General features: G+C 39.6%; 19 protein-coding genes. 2 read left to right on the forward strand and 17 right to left on the reverse strand.

Features of this window, described 5'->3' with window-relative positions:
• The first annotated feature begins 91 nt into the window (after positions 1-91).
• The gene (locus ACZ5V8_RS09175) at positions 92-964 is read left to right on the forward strand and encodes a LysR substrate-binding domain-containing protein (RefSeq protein WP_464217540.1); all 873 of its coding nucleotides are present in this window, start codon (positions 92-94) and stop codon (positions 962-964) included.
• Between the two features lie 91 nt (positions 965-1,055).
• Positions 1,056-2,039 carry a TDT family transporter gene (locus tag ACZ5V8_RS09180; RefSeq protein WP_464217541.1) on the forward strand — a complete coding sequence of 328 codons (984 nt, stop codon included), beginning with the start codon at positions 1,056-1,058 and terminating at the stop codon, positions 2,037-2,039.
• A gap of 296 nt (positions 2,040-2,335) precedes the next feature.
• On the opposite strand, the gene ACZ5V8_RS09185 is transcribed toward ACZ5V8_RS09180, so the two are convergent.
• The 17 genes from ACZ5V8_RS09185 to ACZ5V8_RS09265 all read right to left on the reverse strand — a co-directional run bounded on the left by ACZ5V8_RS09185 (position 2,336) and on the right by ACZ5V8_RS09265 (position 15,697).
• Complete coding sequence (locus tag ACZ5V8_RS09185; RefSeq protein ID WP_440615396.1) at positions 2,336-2,788, reverse strand: F0F1 ATP synthase subunit epsilon; 453 nt, start codon at positions 2,786-2,788, stop codon at positions 2,336-2,338.
• A gap of 12 nt (positions 2,789-2,800) precedes the next feature.
• Entirely contained in the window at positions 2,801-4,177 is a 1,377-nt protein-coding gene (gene atpD, locus ACZ5V8_RS09190; RefSeq protein ID WP_440615395.1) for a F0F1 ATP synthase subunit beta, read from the reverse strand.
• 18 nt (positions 4,178-4,195) lie between these two features.
• Positions 4,196-5,074: a F0F1 ATP synthase subunit gamma gene (atpG, locus tag ACZ5V8_RS09195; protein WP_440615394.1), complete on the reverse strand. Its 879-nt coding sequence runs from the start codon at positions 5,072-5,074 to the stop codon at positions 4,196-4,198.
• 12 nt (positions 5,075-5,086) lie between these two features.
• A complete protein-coding gene (gene atpA, locus ACZ5V8_RS09200) occupies positions 5,087-6,628 on the reverse strand; it encodes a F0F1 ATP synthase subunit alpha (protein WP_464217542.1) in 1,542 nt (513 codons plus the stop codon).
• A 24-nt stretch (positions 6,629-6,652) separates the two neighbouring features.
• The gene (locus tag ACZ5V8_RS09205) at positions 6,653-7,189 is read right to left on the reverse strand and encodes a F0F1 ATP synthase subunit delta (RefSeq protein WP_464217543.1); all 537 of its coding nucleotides are present in this window, start codon (positions 7,187-7,189) and stop codon (positions 6,653-6,655) included.
• An 11-nt stretch (positions 7,190-7,200) separates the two neighbouring features.
• Positions 7,201-7,671, reverse strand: coding sequence for a F0F1 ATP synthase subunit B (locus ACZ5V8_RS09210; protein WP_192483602.1), 471 nt, complete (start codon positions 7,669-7,671; stop codon positions 7,201-7,203).
• Between the two features lie 38 nt (positions 7,672-7,709).
• Positions 7,710-8,015, reverse strand: coding sequence for a F0F1 ATP synthase subunit B (locus ACZ5V8_RS09215; RefSeq protein WP_117002281.1), 306 nt, complete (start codon positions 8,013-8,015; stop codon positions 7,710-7,712).
• A gap of 62 nt (positions 8,016-8,077) precedes the next feature.
• A complete protein-coding gene (gene atpB, locus ACZ5V8_RS09220) occupies positions 8,078-8,863 on the reverse strand; it encodes a F0F1 ATP synthase subunit A (protein ID WP_117002282.1) in 786 nt (261 codons plus the stop codon).
• Between the two features lie 27 nt (positions 8,864-8,890).
• Positions 8,891-9,268: an ATP synthase subunit I gene (locus ACZ5V8_RS09225; protein WP_192483600.1), complete on the reverse strand. Its 378-nt coding sequence runs from the start codon at positions 9,266-9,268 to the stop codon at positions 8,891-8,893.
• Positions 9,269-9,398: 130 nt separating this feature from the next.
• Entirely contained in the window at positions 9,399-9,608 is a 210-nt protein-coding gene (locus tag ACZ5V8_RS09230) for a hypothetical protein (protein WP_464217544.1), read from the reverse strand.
• Positions 9,609-9,700: 92 nt separating this feature from the next.
• Positions 9,701-11,119: a glutamate--tRNA ligase gene (gene gltX, locus ACZ5V8_RS09235; RefSeq protein ID WP_464217545.1), complete on the reverse strand. Its 1,419-nt coding sequence runs from the start codon at positions 11,117-11,119 to the stop codon at positions 9,701-9,703.
• Between the two features lie 113 nt (positions 11,120-11,232).
• Positions 11,233-12,483, reverse strand: a complete 1,251-nt coding sequence (locus ACZ5V8_RS09240) for a sensor histidine kinase (RefSeq protein WP_464217546.1) — start codon at positions 12,481-12,483, stop codon at positions 11,233-11,235.
• A gap of 7 nt (positions 12,484-12,490) precedes the next feature.
• Complete coding sequence (locus ACZ5V8_RS09245) at positions 12,491-13,201, reverse strand: response regulator transcription factor (RefSeq protein WP_464217547.1); 711 nt, start codon at positions 13,199-13,201, stop codon at positions 12,491-12,493.
• A 31-nt stretch (positions 13,202-13,232) separates the two neighbouring features.
• The gene (locus tag ACZ5V8_RS09250; RefSeq protein ID WP_464217548.1) at positions 13,233-13,730 is read right to left on the reverse strand and encodes a hypothetical protein; all 498 of its coding nucleotides are present in this window, start codon (positions 13,728-13,730) and stop codon (positions 13,233-13,235) included.
• 112 nt (positions 13,731-13,842) lie between these two features.
• A complete protein-coding gene (locus ACZ5V8_RS09255) occupies positions 13,843-14,637 on the reverse strand; it encodes a response regulator transcription factor (RefSeq protein WP_464217549.1) in 795 nt (264 codons plus the stop codon).
• Between the two features lie 6 nt (positions 14,638-14,643).
• Complete coding sequence (locus ACZ5V8_RS09260) at positions 14,644-14,949, reverse strand: hypothetical protein (protein ID WP_464217550.1); 306 nt, start codon at positions 14,947-14,949, stop codon at positions 14,644-14,646.
• A gap of 571 nt (positions 14,950-15,520) precedes the next feature.
• Entirely contained in the window at positions 15,521-15,697 is a 177-nt protein-coding gene (locus tag ACZ5V8_RS09265) for a hypothetical protein (RefSeq protein WP_464217551.1), read from the reverse strand.
• Positions 15,698-15,838 lie beyond the last annotated feature (141 nt).

Genomic DNA, 15,838 nt, shown 5'->3' on the forward strand with positions numbered 1-15,838 from the left:
GAGGTCGTGCAGTTTAAGCTGGATGGTGAGGGGATATTATGACTCAACTTATTTTTGCTTTATCACATCATTAAAACTACTTAGGTAAAACATGCTTTCACACAAACAATTACTTATCTTTGCTGCCATTGCCAAACATGGTAGCATTACCAAAGCATCGGAAAGCTTGAATCTAACGCAACCTGCATTAAGTACAGCACTATCATCCCTTGAGACTCAGCTTGGTGTTAAGCTCTTTGATCGAATTGATCGAAAAATCGTACTCAACCATCATGGACAACAGCTTTACCCCAAGGCAATGGCGCTTTTAGAAACTACTGATAAAATTGAGCATTTCTTCAAACACACACAAGCGCTCATTGGTAGCTTACATATTGCCGCAAGTAATACGATTGGTAATTATATCCTGCCGACACTTATGTCTTCCTTTAAACAACAGCACCCTGAAGTGGAGTTATCTCTTAGCATCAGTAATAGTGAACAAGTTATTGAATCCGTGATTTCACATCAAGCAGACTTAGGTTTTATTGAAAGTGCTAGCTTAAGTAATCAGACCAATTGTTTTGCCTTTGCTAAAGATGAATTAAAGCTCTTTGTGCATAAAGATCATCCGTTAGCCAAAGAAAAAACGGTTGATATTAAAACACTGAAAAACCACCCGTTTATTCTGCGAGAAAAAGGCTCAGGCAGTCGCACGCTAATCGAGCAAACCCTATTGCCATTATTTGATTATCAATTGAATTTATGCTTGGAGCTTGGTAGTAGTGAAGCCATTATTCTTGCAGTATTAAATAGCAATGCCATTGGTTGTGTTTCACTATCTGCCTTATACAATGAATCAAACATTCACATCCTTGAATGTACTGAAATGAAACTTGAAAGAGATCTGCTTATTGTGCAAAATAAACGCGCGCACATCTCAGAGCTTACCGAAGAGTGGCTCGACTGGATCACCAATAAATAATTTCAATCCAACCCATAAATTTTAACAAATTTTATTTATATAAGAGTCAACATAAACTAACACCATAACAATATTCATAGAGGTGTTTATCATGACTCAGAAATTACATGGTTTTTTAGAAAAAGTCCCGACACCAATGGCTGGTTTAGCCCTTGGTATTTCAGGCTTGGGTTGGTGTGCTGAAAACGCATTACCTGCCAATCATAGCTTACAAATCGCTTCAGCAATTATTGCTAGCACTTTATTATTATTTGTCGCTGCTAAATTTATTGTTTGGCCACAGAAGTTGCGTCAAGATCTTGCCCATCCTGTTGTTGGTAGCGTGGTACCCACTTTCGCCATGGCATTAATGATCATCTCCAACAGCATTAATTATGCAAGTCATCTTGCTGCCGAGCTTATATGGGTTTTTGCAGTGACTATTCACTTACTTTTTCTGGCTGCATTTGTTTATCATCGTATGCGTGAATTTAAACTACACCATATGGTGCCATCATGGTTTGTGCCACCTGTTGGTATTATCGTCGCTGACGTTGCTTTTCCTGGTGGCGTACTACAACCACTGGCAAGTGCACTATTGTATTTTGGTTTAATCAGTTATGCCATTTTATTGCCGTTAATGCTATATCGCGTGATGTTTACGCATGAGATTCCTGATGTAGCTAAACCAACCATTGCGATTTTTGCAGCCCCTGCTAGCTTATCATTGGCTGGCTATTTAACGGTTACTCAGGATCCATCACCTATTATTGTCATGCTATTGTTTGGCATCGCAATATTAATGACTGCAATGATCTATTTAAGCTTTGTTAAATTAATGAGCTTAAGCTTTTCTCCTGGGTTTGCGGCATTTACATTTCCTATGGCTATTGGCTCAACTGCATTGTTTAAAACCGCTTATTGGGCAGAAAACACTTTAAATCTAGCACCGCAATATGTTAGTCAAATTCATTACTTGGCAGTCTTTGAACTCATTATTGCTGCACTGGTTATTGGTTATGTTGCATGGAAATACTTCTATCACCTTGTCATTGAAAATTTATTTGTTCTTCAAACAGCTTCCTCTACCAACTAATATCCAACACCCAATTAATGGTGATAACAATATTCCAATCTACTTTGATTGTATAAGCGCTGGCTGAGCGTAAGTCGAAGCCTCTATGATATTGTTGTGAAGATATCGCTGACCACAGCTGCTATTCAGCTGATACTCGCTATAGTTATGTGGTATAGATTAAGAAAGAGATCGTAATGAATCAAGAATAAGTTGCGCTCTAATTACCCCCTCACCCGTGCAGCTTAAGCTACACGAGCAATCCCGCAAGGGGCGAGGTACTAGCTGATGCAACTTATTTATGCATTGTTACATAATTATTTATCTGAATCATTATAGTAGGCATTAACACCTTTTAGAATTTTAAGCGCTTTTAAGCGTGCTTCAGCTTCAGCTAGCATTTGACGTGCTTCTTCGACTTCTACTTTGTCACTATCACGCGCTTTCTTTAATGCTTCTTCGGCTTGTTGACGCGCCTTCTCAGCAGCAGCTTCATTAAGATCCTTAGCACGTTCCATCACATCAGAGAGAATAATCACTTGATGTGGCTGAACTTCTAAGATGCCACCAGAGATATAAAGCGTATCTTTTTCATTATTTTCACGTTCAACGCGGACGACACCAGGTGGCAAGGTCGATAACAGTTGTGTATGGCCAAAAGCAATACCCATCTCCCCTTCCGTGCCTCTGAGGCTGACCATTTTGGCATGCGCCTCATAGACTGAACCTTCTTGGCTCACCACATTGACTGTCAGTAGTTTATCAGACATCACTGATACCTCTTAGATTGACTTGGCTTTTTCAATTGCTTCTTCAATGGTTCCAACCATGTAGAAAGCCTGCTCAGGTAAGTGGTCATACTCACCGGCAACAATCGCTTTAAAGCTCGCAATCGTATCTTTCAATGGTACGTATTTACCAGGGTTTCCGGTAAAGACTTCAGCCACGTGGAATGGTTGTGATAAGAAACGTTGGATCTTACGCGCACGTGATACAGTTAACTTATCTTCTTCAGATAATTCATCCATACCTAAAATTGCAATAATATCTTTGAGCTCTTTATAGCGTTGAAGCGTTTGTTGCACACTACGTGCTACTTCGTAATGCTCTTGACCAACCACTAGAGGATCTAACTGACGAGACGTTGAATCTAATGGATCAACCGCAGGATAGATACCTAATTCCGCAATTTGACGTGACAATACAATTGTTGCATCCAAATGCGAGAAAGTGGTTGCGGGTGATGGATCTGTTAAGTCATCCGCAGGTACATATACTGCTTGCACAGAAGTAATTGATCCTGTTTTAGTTGATGTAATACGCTCTTGTAATACACCCATCTCATAGGCAAGTGTTGGCTGATAACCCACAGCTGATGGCATACGTCCTAAAAGTGCTGATACTTCAGTACCTGCCAATGTGTAACGATAAATGTTATCGATAAACATCAATACATCACGATTCTCATCACGGAAGCTCTCAGCAATCGTCAAACCTGTTAATGCCACACGTAAACGGTTTCCTGGTGGCTCATTCATTTGCCCGTAAACCAATGATACTTTGTCTAATACATTGGAGTCTTTCATCTCATGATAAAAGTCATTACCTTCACGTGTACGCTCACCAACGCCTGCAAACACAGAAAAACCACTATGCTCTTTAGCGATGTTATTGATAAGCTCCATCATAGTTACGGTTTTACCTACACCAGCACCACCGAACAAGCCAACCTTACCCCCTTTCGCAAATGGACAAATAAGATCAATTACTTTAATCCCTGTTTCAAGAATCTCGGCACTTAACGCTTGATCTTCAAATGCAGGTGCTTTTTTATGAATTGGTTGCTTTTCATCGGATTTGATTGGACCACATTCATCGATTGGATTGCCCAATACATCCATAATGCGTCCCAAAGTACCATGCCCTACAGGCACTGAAATTGGTGCATTCGTATTCTTAACGTGAAGCCCACGCTTTAAACCATCTGATGAACCCATCGCGATACAACGCACGACACCATCACCGATTTCTTGTTGTACTTCTAATGTTAAGCCTGTCTCGTTAACAATTAGCGCATCATAAACTTTTGGCACATTATCGCGCGGGAAAGTTACGTCAATCACCGCGCCGATAATTTGGCTAATTTTACCCATACTCATTTTTATGTCCTCTTAAATTTAAACTGCCGCAGCACCGGAGACAATCTCCGCGAGCTCTTGCGTAATCATTGCTTGACGTGCTTTGTTATATTGCAACTTCAGTGAATTAATAATGTCACCGGCATTATCCGTTGCATTTTTCATCGCAAGCATTCTAGCTGCCTGTTCACACGCGAGATTCTCAACCACGCCACAGTAAACTTGCGACTCAATATAACGCACTAACAACACATCTAACACGCGCTTAGCACCTGGCTCATACAAGTAATCCCAATGCCCTGTAATCGACTTATCTTCTTTTACAGCGCCTTCTTTTGGTTTAAGGATCGGTAATAACTGCTCTTTAGTCGGTTGCTGTTTGATGGTGTTGACAAACTTATTGCTAAACAGCATTAAGTTATCAAGCTTATTTTCATCAAATGCTTTGACCATTACCGATACCGCACCGGTAATTGAGCCTATCGTGTCACCATCGTGAAAGTTGGCAACAGAGACGATATTCACCTGACGTAAACGCTTAAAAAAGCTCTCAGCTTTAGATCCGATTAAGCATAGGTCAACTTCAACTTTCTGCTCTTGGTAATGCCTAATCGACTTTAATACCTCTTTAAACAAATTAATATTCAAGCCACCGCATAAACCACGATCTGTTGAGATAATTACCATGCCAACACGTTTAACTTCACGCGCTTGAAAGTATGGATGTGTATACTCCATACTGGCACGCACAACGTGATGAATAATATCAAGCGCATAATGAGCGTAAGGTCTTGCTTCTTCCATACGATCACGCGCTTTGCGCATTTTACTGGCTGCAACCAACTCCATCGCACGCGTAATTTTCTGGGTATTCTTAACGCTGTTAATTTTAGTACGTATTTCACGACTACCAGACATGATACCCTCCTATTACCAAGATTGCGTTTCTTTGCACTCTTTGATCACTTTTTCAAGTTGAGCCGCAATCTCATCATTATAGTTGCATGTTTTATTGATCTCATCCATTAAGGCTTTATGCTGACTTTCAGCAAAAGCGTGTAATGTGGCTTCAAATGATCCAACTTTATTAAGTTCAATCTCATCTAAGAGGCCTTTATCAACAGCATATAGCGACAATGCCATTTTAGCGATGCTCAGTGGTGAGAATTGCTTTTGCTTCATCAATTCCATCACACGCTCACCACGCTTTAATTGTGCGCGTGTTGCATCATCTAGATCTGATGCAAATTGTGAAAACGCTTCAAGTTCACGATATTGTGCTAGTGCCAAACGTACACCACCACCTAGCTTTTTAATGATCTTAGTTTGCGCTGATCCACCAACACGCGATACTGAGTTACCTGCGTTAATCGCTGGACGAATACCTGCGTTAAATAAATCTGTCTCTAAGAAAATCTGACCATCGGTAATTGAAATCACATTAGTTGGAACGAATGCTGAAATGTCCCCTGCTTGCGTTTCAATAATCGGTAACGCTGTTAATGAACCTGTTTTACCTTTGACTTCACCGTTTGTTGCTTTTTCAACGTACTCAGCATTAACGCGTGCTGCACGCTCTAACAATCTTGAATGAAGATAGAAAACATCCCCAGGATAAGCCTCGCGCCCTGGCGGACGACGCAACAATAATGAAATCTGGCGATATGCCCATGCTTGTTTTGTTAAATCATCATAAATGATCAAGGCATCTTCACCGCGATCACGGAAATACTCACCCATCGCACAGCCGGCGTAAGGAGCTAAGTATTGAAGCGCTGCTGAATTAGCGGCATTAGCTGCAACAATAATCGTATGCGCTAAGGCATCGTGCTCTTCGAGTTTACGAACGACTTCAGCTACTGATGATGCTTTTTGACCAACAGCAACATAAATACACTTAACACCCGTATCTTTTTGGTTGATTATCGCATCGATGGCTACCGCTGTTTTACCGGTTTGTCTGTCACCGATAATCAACTCACGTTGACCGCGACCAATTGGCACCATTGCATCAATTGCTTTAATACCTGTTTGCACTGGTTGATCAACGGATTGACGCCAAATAACACCGGGGGCGACTTTTTCAACAGGAGAAGTGACGTCTGTTTTAATGTCACCCTTGCCATCGATTGGATTACCAAGCGCATCAACCACACGACCTAATAACGCCTCACCTACTGGGACTTCTAAAATGCGTCCAGTGCAATACGCTTTTTGACCTTCTTGAATATGCTCATAATCACCTAGTACAACGGCACCCACTGAGTCTTGCTCAAGGTTAAGGGCTAGACCATAAACACCATCAGGCAACTCAATCATCTCACCTGCGGCAACTTCATTTAAGCCATGAATACGGATAATACCATCGGAAACAGAAACAATAGTACCTTCTGTTTTTGTTTGTGGCGCATTGTCAAACTTGGCAATACGCTCTTTTATTAATTCACTAATTTCTGCTGGAGTAAGCTGCATAGTCTTTATTCCTATTAATCTTGTTTAAGCTTGTAGCTCGTGCTGTAATTTTTGAAGCTTGCCTTTGATTGACCCATCGATAACATGGTCGCCAATCTCAATCGTTGCTCCACCAATTAAACTCGCATCAACTGCCACGTCAATTTCAATTGCGCACTGATATTTCTGCTCAAGTTTTGTTTTTAATTTTTGAATTTCTGCATCAGAAGTTTCAAACGCTGTCGTGATCTTGGCTTTTTTCGCTTTCTCATCTTCAGCTTTATGCAATAAAAACAACTTATAAATCGTTGGTATAACTGTCAAACGATTATGCTCTGCAGCCAATTTGACAAAGTTTTTACCATGCTCATCAAGCACGTCTTTTAAGACATCAAATATCAATACGGATACATCTGACTGAGAATAGGCAGGATTATCAAGCAACAATGCAACCTGATGATCTGTCACACATTCTGACAGATTAAGTAGCATATTATTCCAGTTTGCAACAACATTATGTGCCTTAGCATACTCGTAAGCAGCTTGCGCATAAGGTCTTGCAATCGGCGTTAAGTCTGCCATGATCGTACCTCTTAAAGTTCAGCTGCCATTTCTTCCAATAAATGATTATTGGTCGTCATATCAATGTTTTTACCAATAAGCTTTTCAGCACCAGCAACTGCAATACCTACGACTTCTTTGCGTAGTTTTTGCTTCATTGCAATCATGTGTGCTTCCGCTTCATCATTAGCCGCTTTACGAATACGATCTGCATCAACACGTGCTGCTTCTTTGGCTTCTTCGTCAATCTGCATCGCACGCATATTGGCTTGCTCAATAATTTTAGTCGCTTGTGCTTTTGCTTCATGGATCAGCTCTTGCGCTTTTCTTTTAGCAACTTCTAGTTCTTTTTCGGCACGATCTGCCGAAGCCAAGCCATCGGCAATTTTAGCGCGACGCTCATCCATCGCTTTTTTAAGCGGTGGCCAAACGAACTTCATGGTAAAACCGACAAAGATGATAAAGGTGATCATCTGGCCGATTAGCGTAATATTAATATCCATGATTTCTCCTTGTGGATATGTTCAGGATTTATCGTTAATTATGCACCTAATGCTTTTGTCGCAGCTTCTGCTAAACCGTTAATTGCTAATGGATTTGCATAAAGAACCAAGAAACCGATTGCAATTGAGATTGCCGCAAACGCATCAACGAAAGCTGCCACGATAAACATGCGCCCTAGTAACATACCGCTTAATTCAGGTTGACGTGCCACACCTTCTAGGTACTTACCACCTAACACACCAAAGCCGATCGCAGTCCCTAATGCAGGTAAAGCAATCAATAACGCAACGGCAATTGCTGTTAGACCGTTTAATTGACCTAGTACTTGTAATGACATTTCCATTTTTTTCTCCTTAGTTGGTTTTTTTAGTTTTAGTTTTTAACTCTTTTAATTCTTAATTTTTATTAATGGTCATCTTGTGCAAGATTCAAATAAACCACTGTTAGCATCATAAATACAAACGCTTGGATCACGATAACTAAGATGTGGAAAATCGCCCACAATCCACCTAGTGTCCACTGAATCCACCATGGCAATAAAGCAATCAAGATAAAGATCAGCTCCCCTGCGAATAAGTTACCGTACAAACGCAGTGATAATGACAACGGTTTGACCACTTCATCAATGATTCTAAAGGCGATATTTAATGGGAAAGCCCAGATCCCAAATGGCGCACTTAAAATTTCTTTTAATAAGCCAAAGCCACCTTTAGCCTTAAGGTTATAACCAATAATCAAGATAAAGACGCTCAATGATAACGCAAAAGTCAAATTTGGATCAGCCGTTGGCACGATCTTGAAGTACGCTTCAGAAGAGCCACCAAAAAGCACGATCAGGCGCCCTGCCAAGTCTACTGGAATCAAATCCATAAAGTTCATGAGCAAAACCCATACGAAAATCGTAATCGCAAGCGGAGTAACGAAATCACGCTTATGATGATAGGTATCCGCCACCGCGCCATCGATCCACTCACATATCAGCTCGACCCCGTTTTGGAATTTACCTGGGGTATCTGAACTTGCCTTTCTTGCTGCTAAATACATTAAGCTTAAGAAAAACACGCCCAATACAATACTGACTATAAGGGTGTCTAAGTTTAGCGTCCAGAATGAAGAATCACCCAAGCTCACCTGCCAATGGTGAAGATGGTGCCTTACATATTCTGAAGAAGTTAAGCTTTCTCCTGCCATATCACTCTTCTCTTATTTGTTTAGGGTTTATTTTAAATGGGTTAACTTCATAAAAAGCGGCATAAACCACATTGCCAGTTGCAACACCAAAAGACCGGCAATATACGGTAAAAATTTCGGCTGCACATAAATTGCAATCAACACGGTGCCCACGGCAACCATGACTAACTTTGCAAACTCACAAGCATATAAAATGCACACTTCTTTGAAAGGATGATATTGCGCTTTGCGCAAAAAAAGACGTAATAAAAAAACAACATTGGCTACAAACATCAAACATGAGCCTAACAGGAAACCAACGGCATAGCTTTTACCCCATAAAAGACATAGCAAACTCCCTAGGATCACAAGGATCATTTGGAAAGCAAAAAAGTGCCTTTTATATAGTTTTCGGTTTGCTAGCATCGTTAGATTTTATCCCTTAATTTTACGCCAAGCAGTATATAGAGCGTAAGCTATCGGCGCAAGCGAAAAGTGTTCTTTTTATGTAAAGGCTATTAACACAAGCATAAGACTACTTTTTAAGCAAATCATGCTAATGCTTTGAGTTCTGAAAAAGTGATAATAATAAGCAGATGATAAACACAAGCCATGGAATAACTATTGTCACTTCACCAAGCAAAATCGCAAGTTGCGACTTCTTCAATATCGGAAAGTAATAAGCTAAGGTCATTGCACAAACAATGGCAACTATTCCAATAAAAAGCGTATAAATAGTGATTTTATCCAATCTTTTCACCAACATGCCATACGTCTCCACCAACCCTGTTTTGAGCATTAAGTATGCCGAGCATTATTGGCTGTGTCCAGTGTGTTATATACACTATACCCTAGACTTTATTGATCAATGAAATCAATCGCTTTCTGTAAACGCGATATAACACGCTCTTTACCAAGCCATTTCAGCGTTAATCCGATATCAGGCGACTGCCCAGAGCCGGTTATAGCAACACGCACGGGCATGCCAACTTTCCCCATGCCAAGATTTAACTCGCTGGCAACATCCTTTAACAAATGATGCAATGCAGCTTCGTCTTGCCAGAGCCCATCATTTAATTCCTCGGCCTTATTTTTGACATATTCAAGCACACTTGCAGCAGATTTAACTAAATGCTTAGCGGCAGCTTTTTCATCAAACTTATCAAACTCACGGTAAAAATAAGTCGATTGCTCAGCCAATTCTTTTAACGTTTTCACTTTTTCTGCCATCACCGGAATAAGCATATCAAACGAGGGACCATTACTCACATCTAAGCCTTGAGTTTGAAAGTGATAAATGAGCTCTTTTGCAACTTCCTCTGTTGGCAAATGACGCATATAATGCTGATTAAGCCAATTTAATTTTTCTGTATTAAATGCTGATGCCGAAGCATTGATATCATCTAGCTCAAAGTACTGCAAAATCTCATCCATAGTAAAGACCTCTTGATCACCATGCGACCAGCCTAAGCGGATAAGATAATTAATCAATGCTTGTGGTAAATAGCCATCTTCTTTGTACTGCATGACACTAACTGCACCGTGGCGTTTAGAAAGCTTCTTGCCATCATCGCCTAAAATCATCGGCACATGTGCAAATACTGGCACTTCAGCATTCAACGCAAGATACAGATTAATCTGACGCGGCGTGTTATTGACGTGATCGTCACCACGCACCACATGGGTAATTTGCATATCCATATCATCAACAACGACACAAAAATTATACGTCGGCGCGCCATCTGAACGCTTGATAATCAAATCATCCAGCTCACTATTAGCAATCGTGATTTCGCCTTTAACTGCATCAACCCAACTGACCATGCCTTCTTCAGGATTCTTAAAACGAATGACATGAGGCTTTGAAACATCTTCTTCGCTGACATCAAGATGGCGACAATGCCCATCATAACGTGGCTTTTGTTTGTTCGCCATTTGCGTTTCTCTTAGCTGATCCAAACGCTCACGCGAGCAATAGCAGCGATATGCTTTACCTTCTGCTAACAGTTGATCAATAACCGCTTGGTAACGATCAAAGTGTTGAGTTTGATAATACGGTTCACTATCGGCATGCAACCCCAACCATTCCATACCATCTAAAATTGCCTGTACAGCTTCCGGTGTTGAGCGTTCAAGATCAGTATCCTCAACACGCAACACAAACTCGCCGTTATTTTTACGCGCATAGACCCACGAAAAAAGTGCCGTTCTTGCCCCACCAACATGCAAATACCCCGTAGGACTCGGGGCAAAACGCGTTTTTACTCTTTTAGTCACGTTATTTTACCTTAATTCACTTGTATATTATTGCCTGAAAAACGCTGACTAGTGTACTTGAAAACGCGATATGAATAAACCATGATGTTGATTATAGCGATAGCATACTTTAATTAATTAAAGGCAATATGAACACCAAAACCTTTAGGGAATAAGTTTCTCAATTCAATATTCCCACCCATTTGATGCACCAACTCATACACGATCGCAAGACCTAAACCGCTACCTTGTTGTGTGCGTGACATATCTTGATTATTCGCTTGCACATTGCGACGAAACAACTCATTAAGCGCCATATCATCCGGCACACCAGGACCATCATCCTCAACACTTAGCATGATCTTGGCTTGATTTACATGCAAACGCACGTCCACTGTATTGGCAAATTTAACTGCATTACCAATGACATTGTAGAGAATCCTCACCAGTGCTTCTTCACTGCCATAGAAATGTACCTGACTATCTGGCGCTATATAATTGACATTGATACCCTGCTCAATATATCGTTCAACCACTGTATCTACTAGCGCATCTAAGTCTAGCTGCGTTTTTTGTATTTCTTCAAAACGCGATAAACTAACCAGCTCGTTGATCATTGATTGCATTTCCTTGGTGTCTTGCAAACATTTATCTTTCAGCTCCTGTTCAATTTCAAGCAATTGCAGGCGATAATTAATCCGAGTTAAAGGGGTTTTTAGATCATGCGAGATACTACTGATAATTTGCGTTCTTGTATTAATCAAATCATCAACCCTTTTACGCAGCAGATCAAAAACCTCCTGAGAGCCATCAACAATACTCATAAATACTGACCTATTTGGCGTGATGCCAATACCATCAGCCATCTCATAAACACGATTAATATTGCGTGCCAAGCGATAAATAATAAAGGCTGAAAACAATAATATCAAACATAAGAATAGCATAATGGCAATATGACCAGATACACTGGCCAATAGATAATTGTAGTTAGGCTTTATGGCAACATTAAGCCATAGGTTTGGTTTAATATACAATGAGAAACGGTGACCTAAATCGTGCTTATCATTATATTCCAGTAACGCTTTTTTATCTTTAGCATTAATTAATGGGACGTATAAAGGCAGCCTCGAGACATCAAGATCTAAGTAAAATTGGTCTAAGTTCATATAGCGAAAATGCTCTTTAGACATGGTTTGGATCAGCAACTTATCCGGCTGTGTTCTGCCGTATTCTACGATATCCATTAAATTCCATAGCGCACGATGGTGCAATTGCAAACTCACATCATTACTTATCTGTCGATAGGTGTAAAACATCACCATCACTACAGCGATTAAAATTGTCACAAAAAAAGCGACACTAACTCGAGCCAACTTAGACATGATCTCGCTACTCGGTGACAACCGCTAGATTAAAGCAATAGCCCTTACCATGTCGCGTTTGAATATAGTCATCATCACCCCCTGCACTTTGCAAGCGCTTTCTTAATTTACTAATGGCGACATCAATCGAACGATCATAGTGCTCATGCTCCTCCCCATATAGCATACTTGCAATATAATTGCGCGTTAACAACGCTTGCGGCTGCGTAACAAAAAGTATTAGGATATCAAACAGCTGTTTACTTAAAGCCACCGTGATCGCGTTATCTGAAGTTAACTTCATTTGATTAACATCCAATTGCCAATTGCCAAATTTATATTGCTTAATTTGCGACTGTGTTTCAGCCTTATAGGATACTTTGCGATTGATTATGCGCTCAGCTCTAGCAATAACCTCCTCTACGGCAACCGGTTTATCCAAAAAATCATCAGCACCAAGCTCAAGCGCATTGATTTTCTCATGAGGGTCCTTTAAAGCACTAATCATAATAATAGGGACATCCGCAAGCGCTTTGATTTCCTGACATAATTGCACGCCATTTTTATAAGGCAACATCAAATCCAAAATAACGAGATCAAATTTATGAAACTTCAATAGCCGTTCAAGGTTTTGACCATCTAAAACGCTATATGCCTGAATATCTTTGCGGCTAAATAGCTCACGCAAGTTCTCTGCAATTTCTTTATCATCTTCGACTATAAGTATCTTTTTTAGCATTGAAACACACTCCTTTTGCGTAAATATTCAGCTAAGCTTCTTGGTGGATACTAGGGTTTTTAATATCATGATCCTTTATATGTGTAATAATAAATTGTCCAGTTTCGCCTTCTATGTATAGGTACACCACAAAGGTTTGCTCTTTATCTAGCTTGTTAATAAAAGTTATGTGTGCTTTTAACACTGATTGACCGTTATTAGAAATCGTCACCCCAGAAATACTATAGTGAAGAACGGTTTTAACCCAATCTTTATTGCTTTTTAGCAGATCAAATACATTTGTTGTAAGATGTTTTTGGTAATACTTGGGCTCATCAAAAAGAATCTCACTGGTTAAACGTGACATAAAATTATAAGCAAAATCCATCATATCCGTATATCTATTTTGTATTTTGAGCTGACTTTCCACCACCAAGACTTTTTGATGCACCTGACGGTTTAATGAGTACAAATAAAAATTCATTGCCAGCGTTAGCATAAAAACACCCACAATCAAGCCAAATAATAGTATTTTACTGCTTTTTTTCATACCATTCCCTTTACATGTCTGAACTTATACACCCAGCACAAACGTCTCTAAAACCATCACCTAATAGCCAAACACACCTAACCTTAATGTGTTTTATAATGCATTATAAGCATTAAGAAAGCGCTTTGACAGTTTCCGCGTCAAAAAAATAGCCTTTTCCTCGGATCGTGCGGATGTATTTGTGCTGATAATCTAGCAATTTTTTTCTAAGCATGCCAACTCTAACATCAATGAAACGATCGCCTGAACCATGGTAATCTCGCATTTTAATCTTTTGGATAAGGTAATCACGTGACAGCATTTTACGCGGTGCTTTCAGGAAAATGACAAGCAGTTCACCTTCGCTTGTGGTTAGCTCAACATCCAAACCAAAGTCAGAAGATATATGCATTTTTCTCATATCAAAGAAGACATGCTCATTCACCGCAAAGCTAAACATGTATCTGTGATTAATATCTTCTAGCTCACTCGATCTAGCGCGACTTGTACATCTACTGACCACATTTTTGACTCGAGCAAAAAGCTCACTGACAGGAATATCACAGGCAACCAAATCATCCGCTCCAGCATTCATGGCTTTAACAGTTAAAGCGCTTAAGTTAACTTCATCCTGATTAAGCATTAATTTTTGAGGCAAATGACTGCCTACAATTTGTTGGATATCAGCCATAATCAGAATGGGTAGATCGCTTACTTTCCGAATCCTCTTGCATAATGAAATGCCATCTTCATATGGTAGGTTAATGTTAAGTATAATGGCATCATATTCACCTAAGCTTGACTTGCTTAGATTCGTCAACTCACGAGCATGAAGGCAGCTTTTAACCTGCCACAGGTGCCGTGAGACAAAAAAAAGCTTAATTGCATTGGTTAAGCTTACCTCATTATTTATTAGCAAAATATTCATATTAGTTCATATTTCCCTATCTTTATGCCATGGTCTACTTAAGACATTATAGTAATTAACTTCATTTTTTTTAAACATTTTTTGAAAAGCTGTTTCACTGACACCCCTGTGATACTTTTTGCTAAAAAGCTTGATATTATAGCGTCGACACCACTTACGAACGGTAGGTAGCGCAAAACCCGTCTTTTTTGCAACATCTTCATAGCTGAGCTTTTGAGCTGAAAATTCATAGACTACTTCAGCTGCTGACTTGCCATAAAGTTGAGATATTTGAGACTCAAAATTATAGCCATATTGATTAGCTGCTGGCATAAAACACTCCCCTCATTTTTATTACGTTCCTTTCCCCATGTTCTTTGATATCGTTAGCATAATAAATTAATCCCAGCCTGATATCTCAATAGTGTATATAATTGTATTTATATGTTATCAAGATCATCTTCATTACCATATAGCCAAAACTTCCCTGAAAACTCGCAACTTTTAATTCCCCTTGTGTAGAGAAGTTTTAACAATTGCCATCTGGGCAAATTAGATTGTCGCGTTTACTGCGGCAATCCATAATCATGGATGGTAAGCTTAGCAAACCCAAACGATTAATCTTTGGGGAATTCTTATTATATAACCATCGTAAATCATTTTACTTTTTCTTACCTTTTGGAGATGCCCGCAATGATTTATTAGCGTTGAATAAATCGGGATAGTGTATTACTGTCATAAAAACAATTAAGTTAAATTATAATCGAGGATGGAATCATGAAAAAAATAATTTTAATTACAGCATTCTTACTAGGCACTTCATATGGCTTCAGTGCATCTACACATGTAAGCAATGCCAAGAAAGATGGAGAGTGTAGAGTAATTGGCACCATGGTATGCTGCCTTATTCATGGACATTGGCAATGTGGACATTAACAAATAACTCATTGCTTAAAGCCATAAATTGTGATGTCGTAGTTGTTATTGTTGTTGGCTGCAAATAGACATCTAACGGCTCTTTTGTTCTATCTCTACGCCCATTTTGATAGCTTGGTGTTTCGTGCGTATCTATATTACTCAACTGTGATATTCAATAAAGAAAGCTCGACAAGAAAATTGATGAGCAAATAACAAAGCTTGACAATAAAATCGATGGCGTTGAAGCCAGATTCAGCAACCGCATAGCAAAGCTCAATAACAAGATTGACAATAATTTCAAATG

The sequence above is a fragment of the Cysteiniphilum sp. GTC20157 genome (genome assembly GCF_055396795.1).

Excerpts from the sequence above, each read along its gene's own strand:
- atpB (WP_117002282.1), bottom strand. The coding sequence starts at position 8,863 with ATGGCAGGAGAAAGCTTAACTTCTTCAGAATATGTAAGGCACCATCTT.
- ACZ5V8_RS09210 (WP_192483602.1), bottom strand. The coding sequence starts at position 7,671 with ATGGATATTAATATTACGCTAATCGGCCAGATGATCACCTTTATCATC.
- ACZ5V8_RS09250 (WP_464217548.1), bottom strand. The coding sequence starts at position 13,730 with ATGAAAAAAAGCAGTAAAATACTATTATTTGGCTTGATTGTGGGTGTT.
- ACZ5V8_RS09255 (WP_464217549.1), bottom strand. The coding sequence starts at position 14,637 with ATGAATATTTTGCTAATAAATAATGAGGTAAGCTTAACCAATGCAATT.
- ACZ5V8_RS09240 (WP_464217546.1), bottom strand. The coding sequence starts at position 12,483 with ATGTCTAAGTTGGCTCGAGTTAGTGTCGCTTTTTTTGTGACAATTTTA.
- ACZ5V8_RS09205 (WP_464217543.1), bottom strand. The coding sequence starts at position 7,189 with ATGGCAGACTTAACGCCGATTGCAAGACCTTATGCGCAAGCTGCTTAC.
- ACZ5V8_RS09225 (WP_192483600.1), bottom strand. The coding sequence starts at position 9,268 with ATGCTAGCAAACCGAAAACTATATAAAAGGCACTTTTTTGCTTTCCAA.
- atpA (WP_464217542.1), bottom strand. The coding sequence starts at position 6,628 with ATGCAGCTTACTCCAGCAGAAATTAGTGAATTAATAAAAGAGCGTATT.
- ACZ5V8_RS09185 (WP_440615396.1), bottom strand. The coding sequence starts at position 2,788 with ATGTCTGATAAACTACTGACAGTCAATGTGGTGAGCCAAGAAGGTTCA.
- atpG (WP_440615394.1), bottom strand. The coding sequence starts at position 5,074 with ATGTCTGGTAGTCGTGAAATACGTACTAAAATTAACAGCGTTAAGAAT.
- ACZ5V8_RS09245 (WP_464217547.1), bottom strand. The coding sequence starts at position 13,201 with ATGCTAAAAAAGATACTTATAGTCGAAGATGATAAAGAAATTGCAGAG.
- ACZ5V8_RS09260 (WP_464217550.1), bottom strand. The coding sequence starts at position 14,949 with ATGCCAGCAGCTAATCAATATGGCTATAATTTTGAGTCTCAAATATCT.
- ACZ5V8_RS09230 (WP_464217544.1), bottom strand. The coding sequence starts at position 9,608 with ATGTTGGTGAAAAGATTGGATAAAATCACTATTTATACGCTTTTTATT.
- ACZ5V8_RS09175 (WP_464217540.1), top strand. The coding sequence starts at position 92 with ATGCTTTCACACAAACAATTACTTATCTTTGCTGCCATTGCCAAACAT.
- atpD (WP_440615395.1), bottom strand. The coding sequence starts at position 4,177 with ATGAGTATGGGTAAAATTAGCCAAATTATCGGCGCGGTGATTGACGTA.
- ACZ5V8_RS09215 (WP_117002281.1), bottom strand. The coding sequence starts at position 8,015 with ATGGAAATGTCATTACAAGTACTAGGTCAATTAAACGGTCTAACAGCA.
- ACZ5V8_RS09180 (WP_464217541.1), top strand. The coding sequence starts at position 1,056 with ATGACTCAGAAATTACATGGTTTTTTAGAAAAAGTCCCGACACCAATG.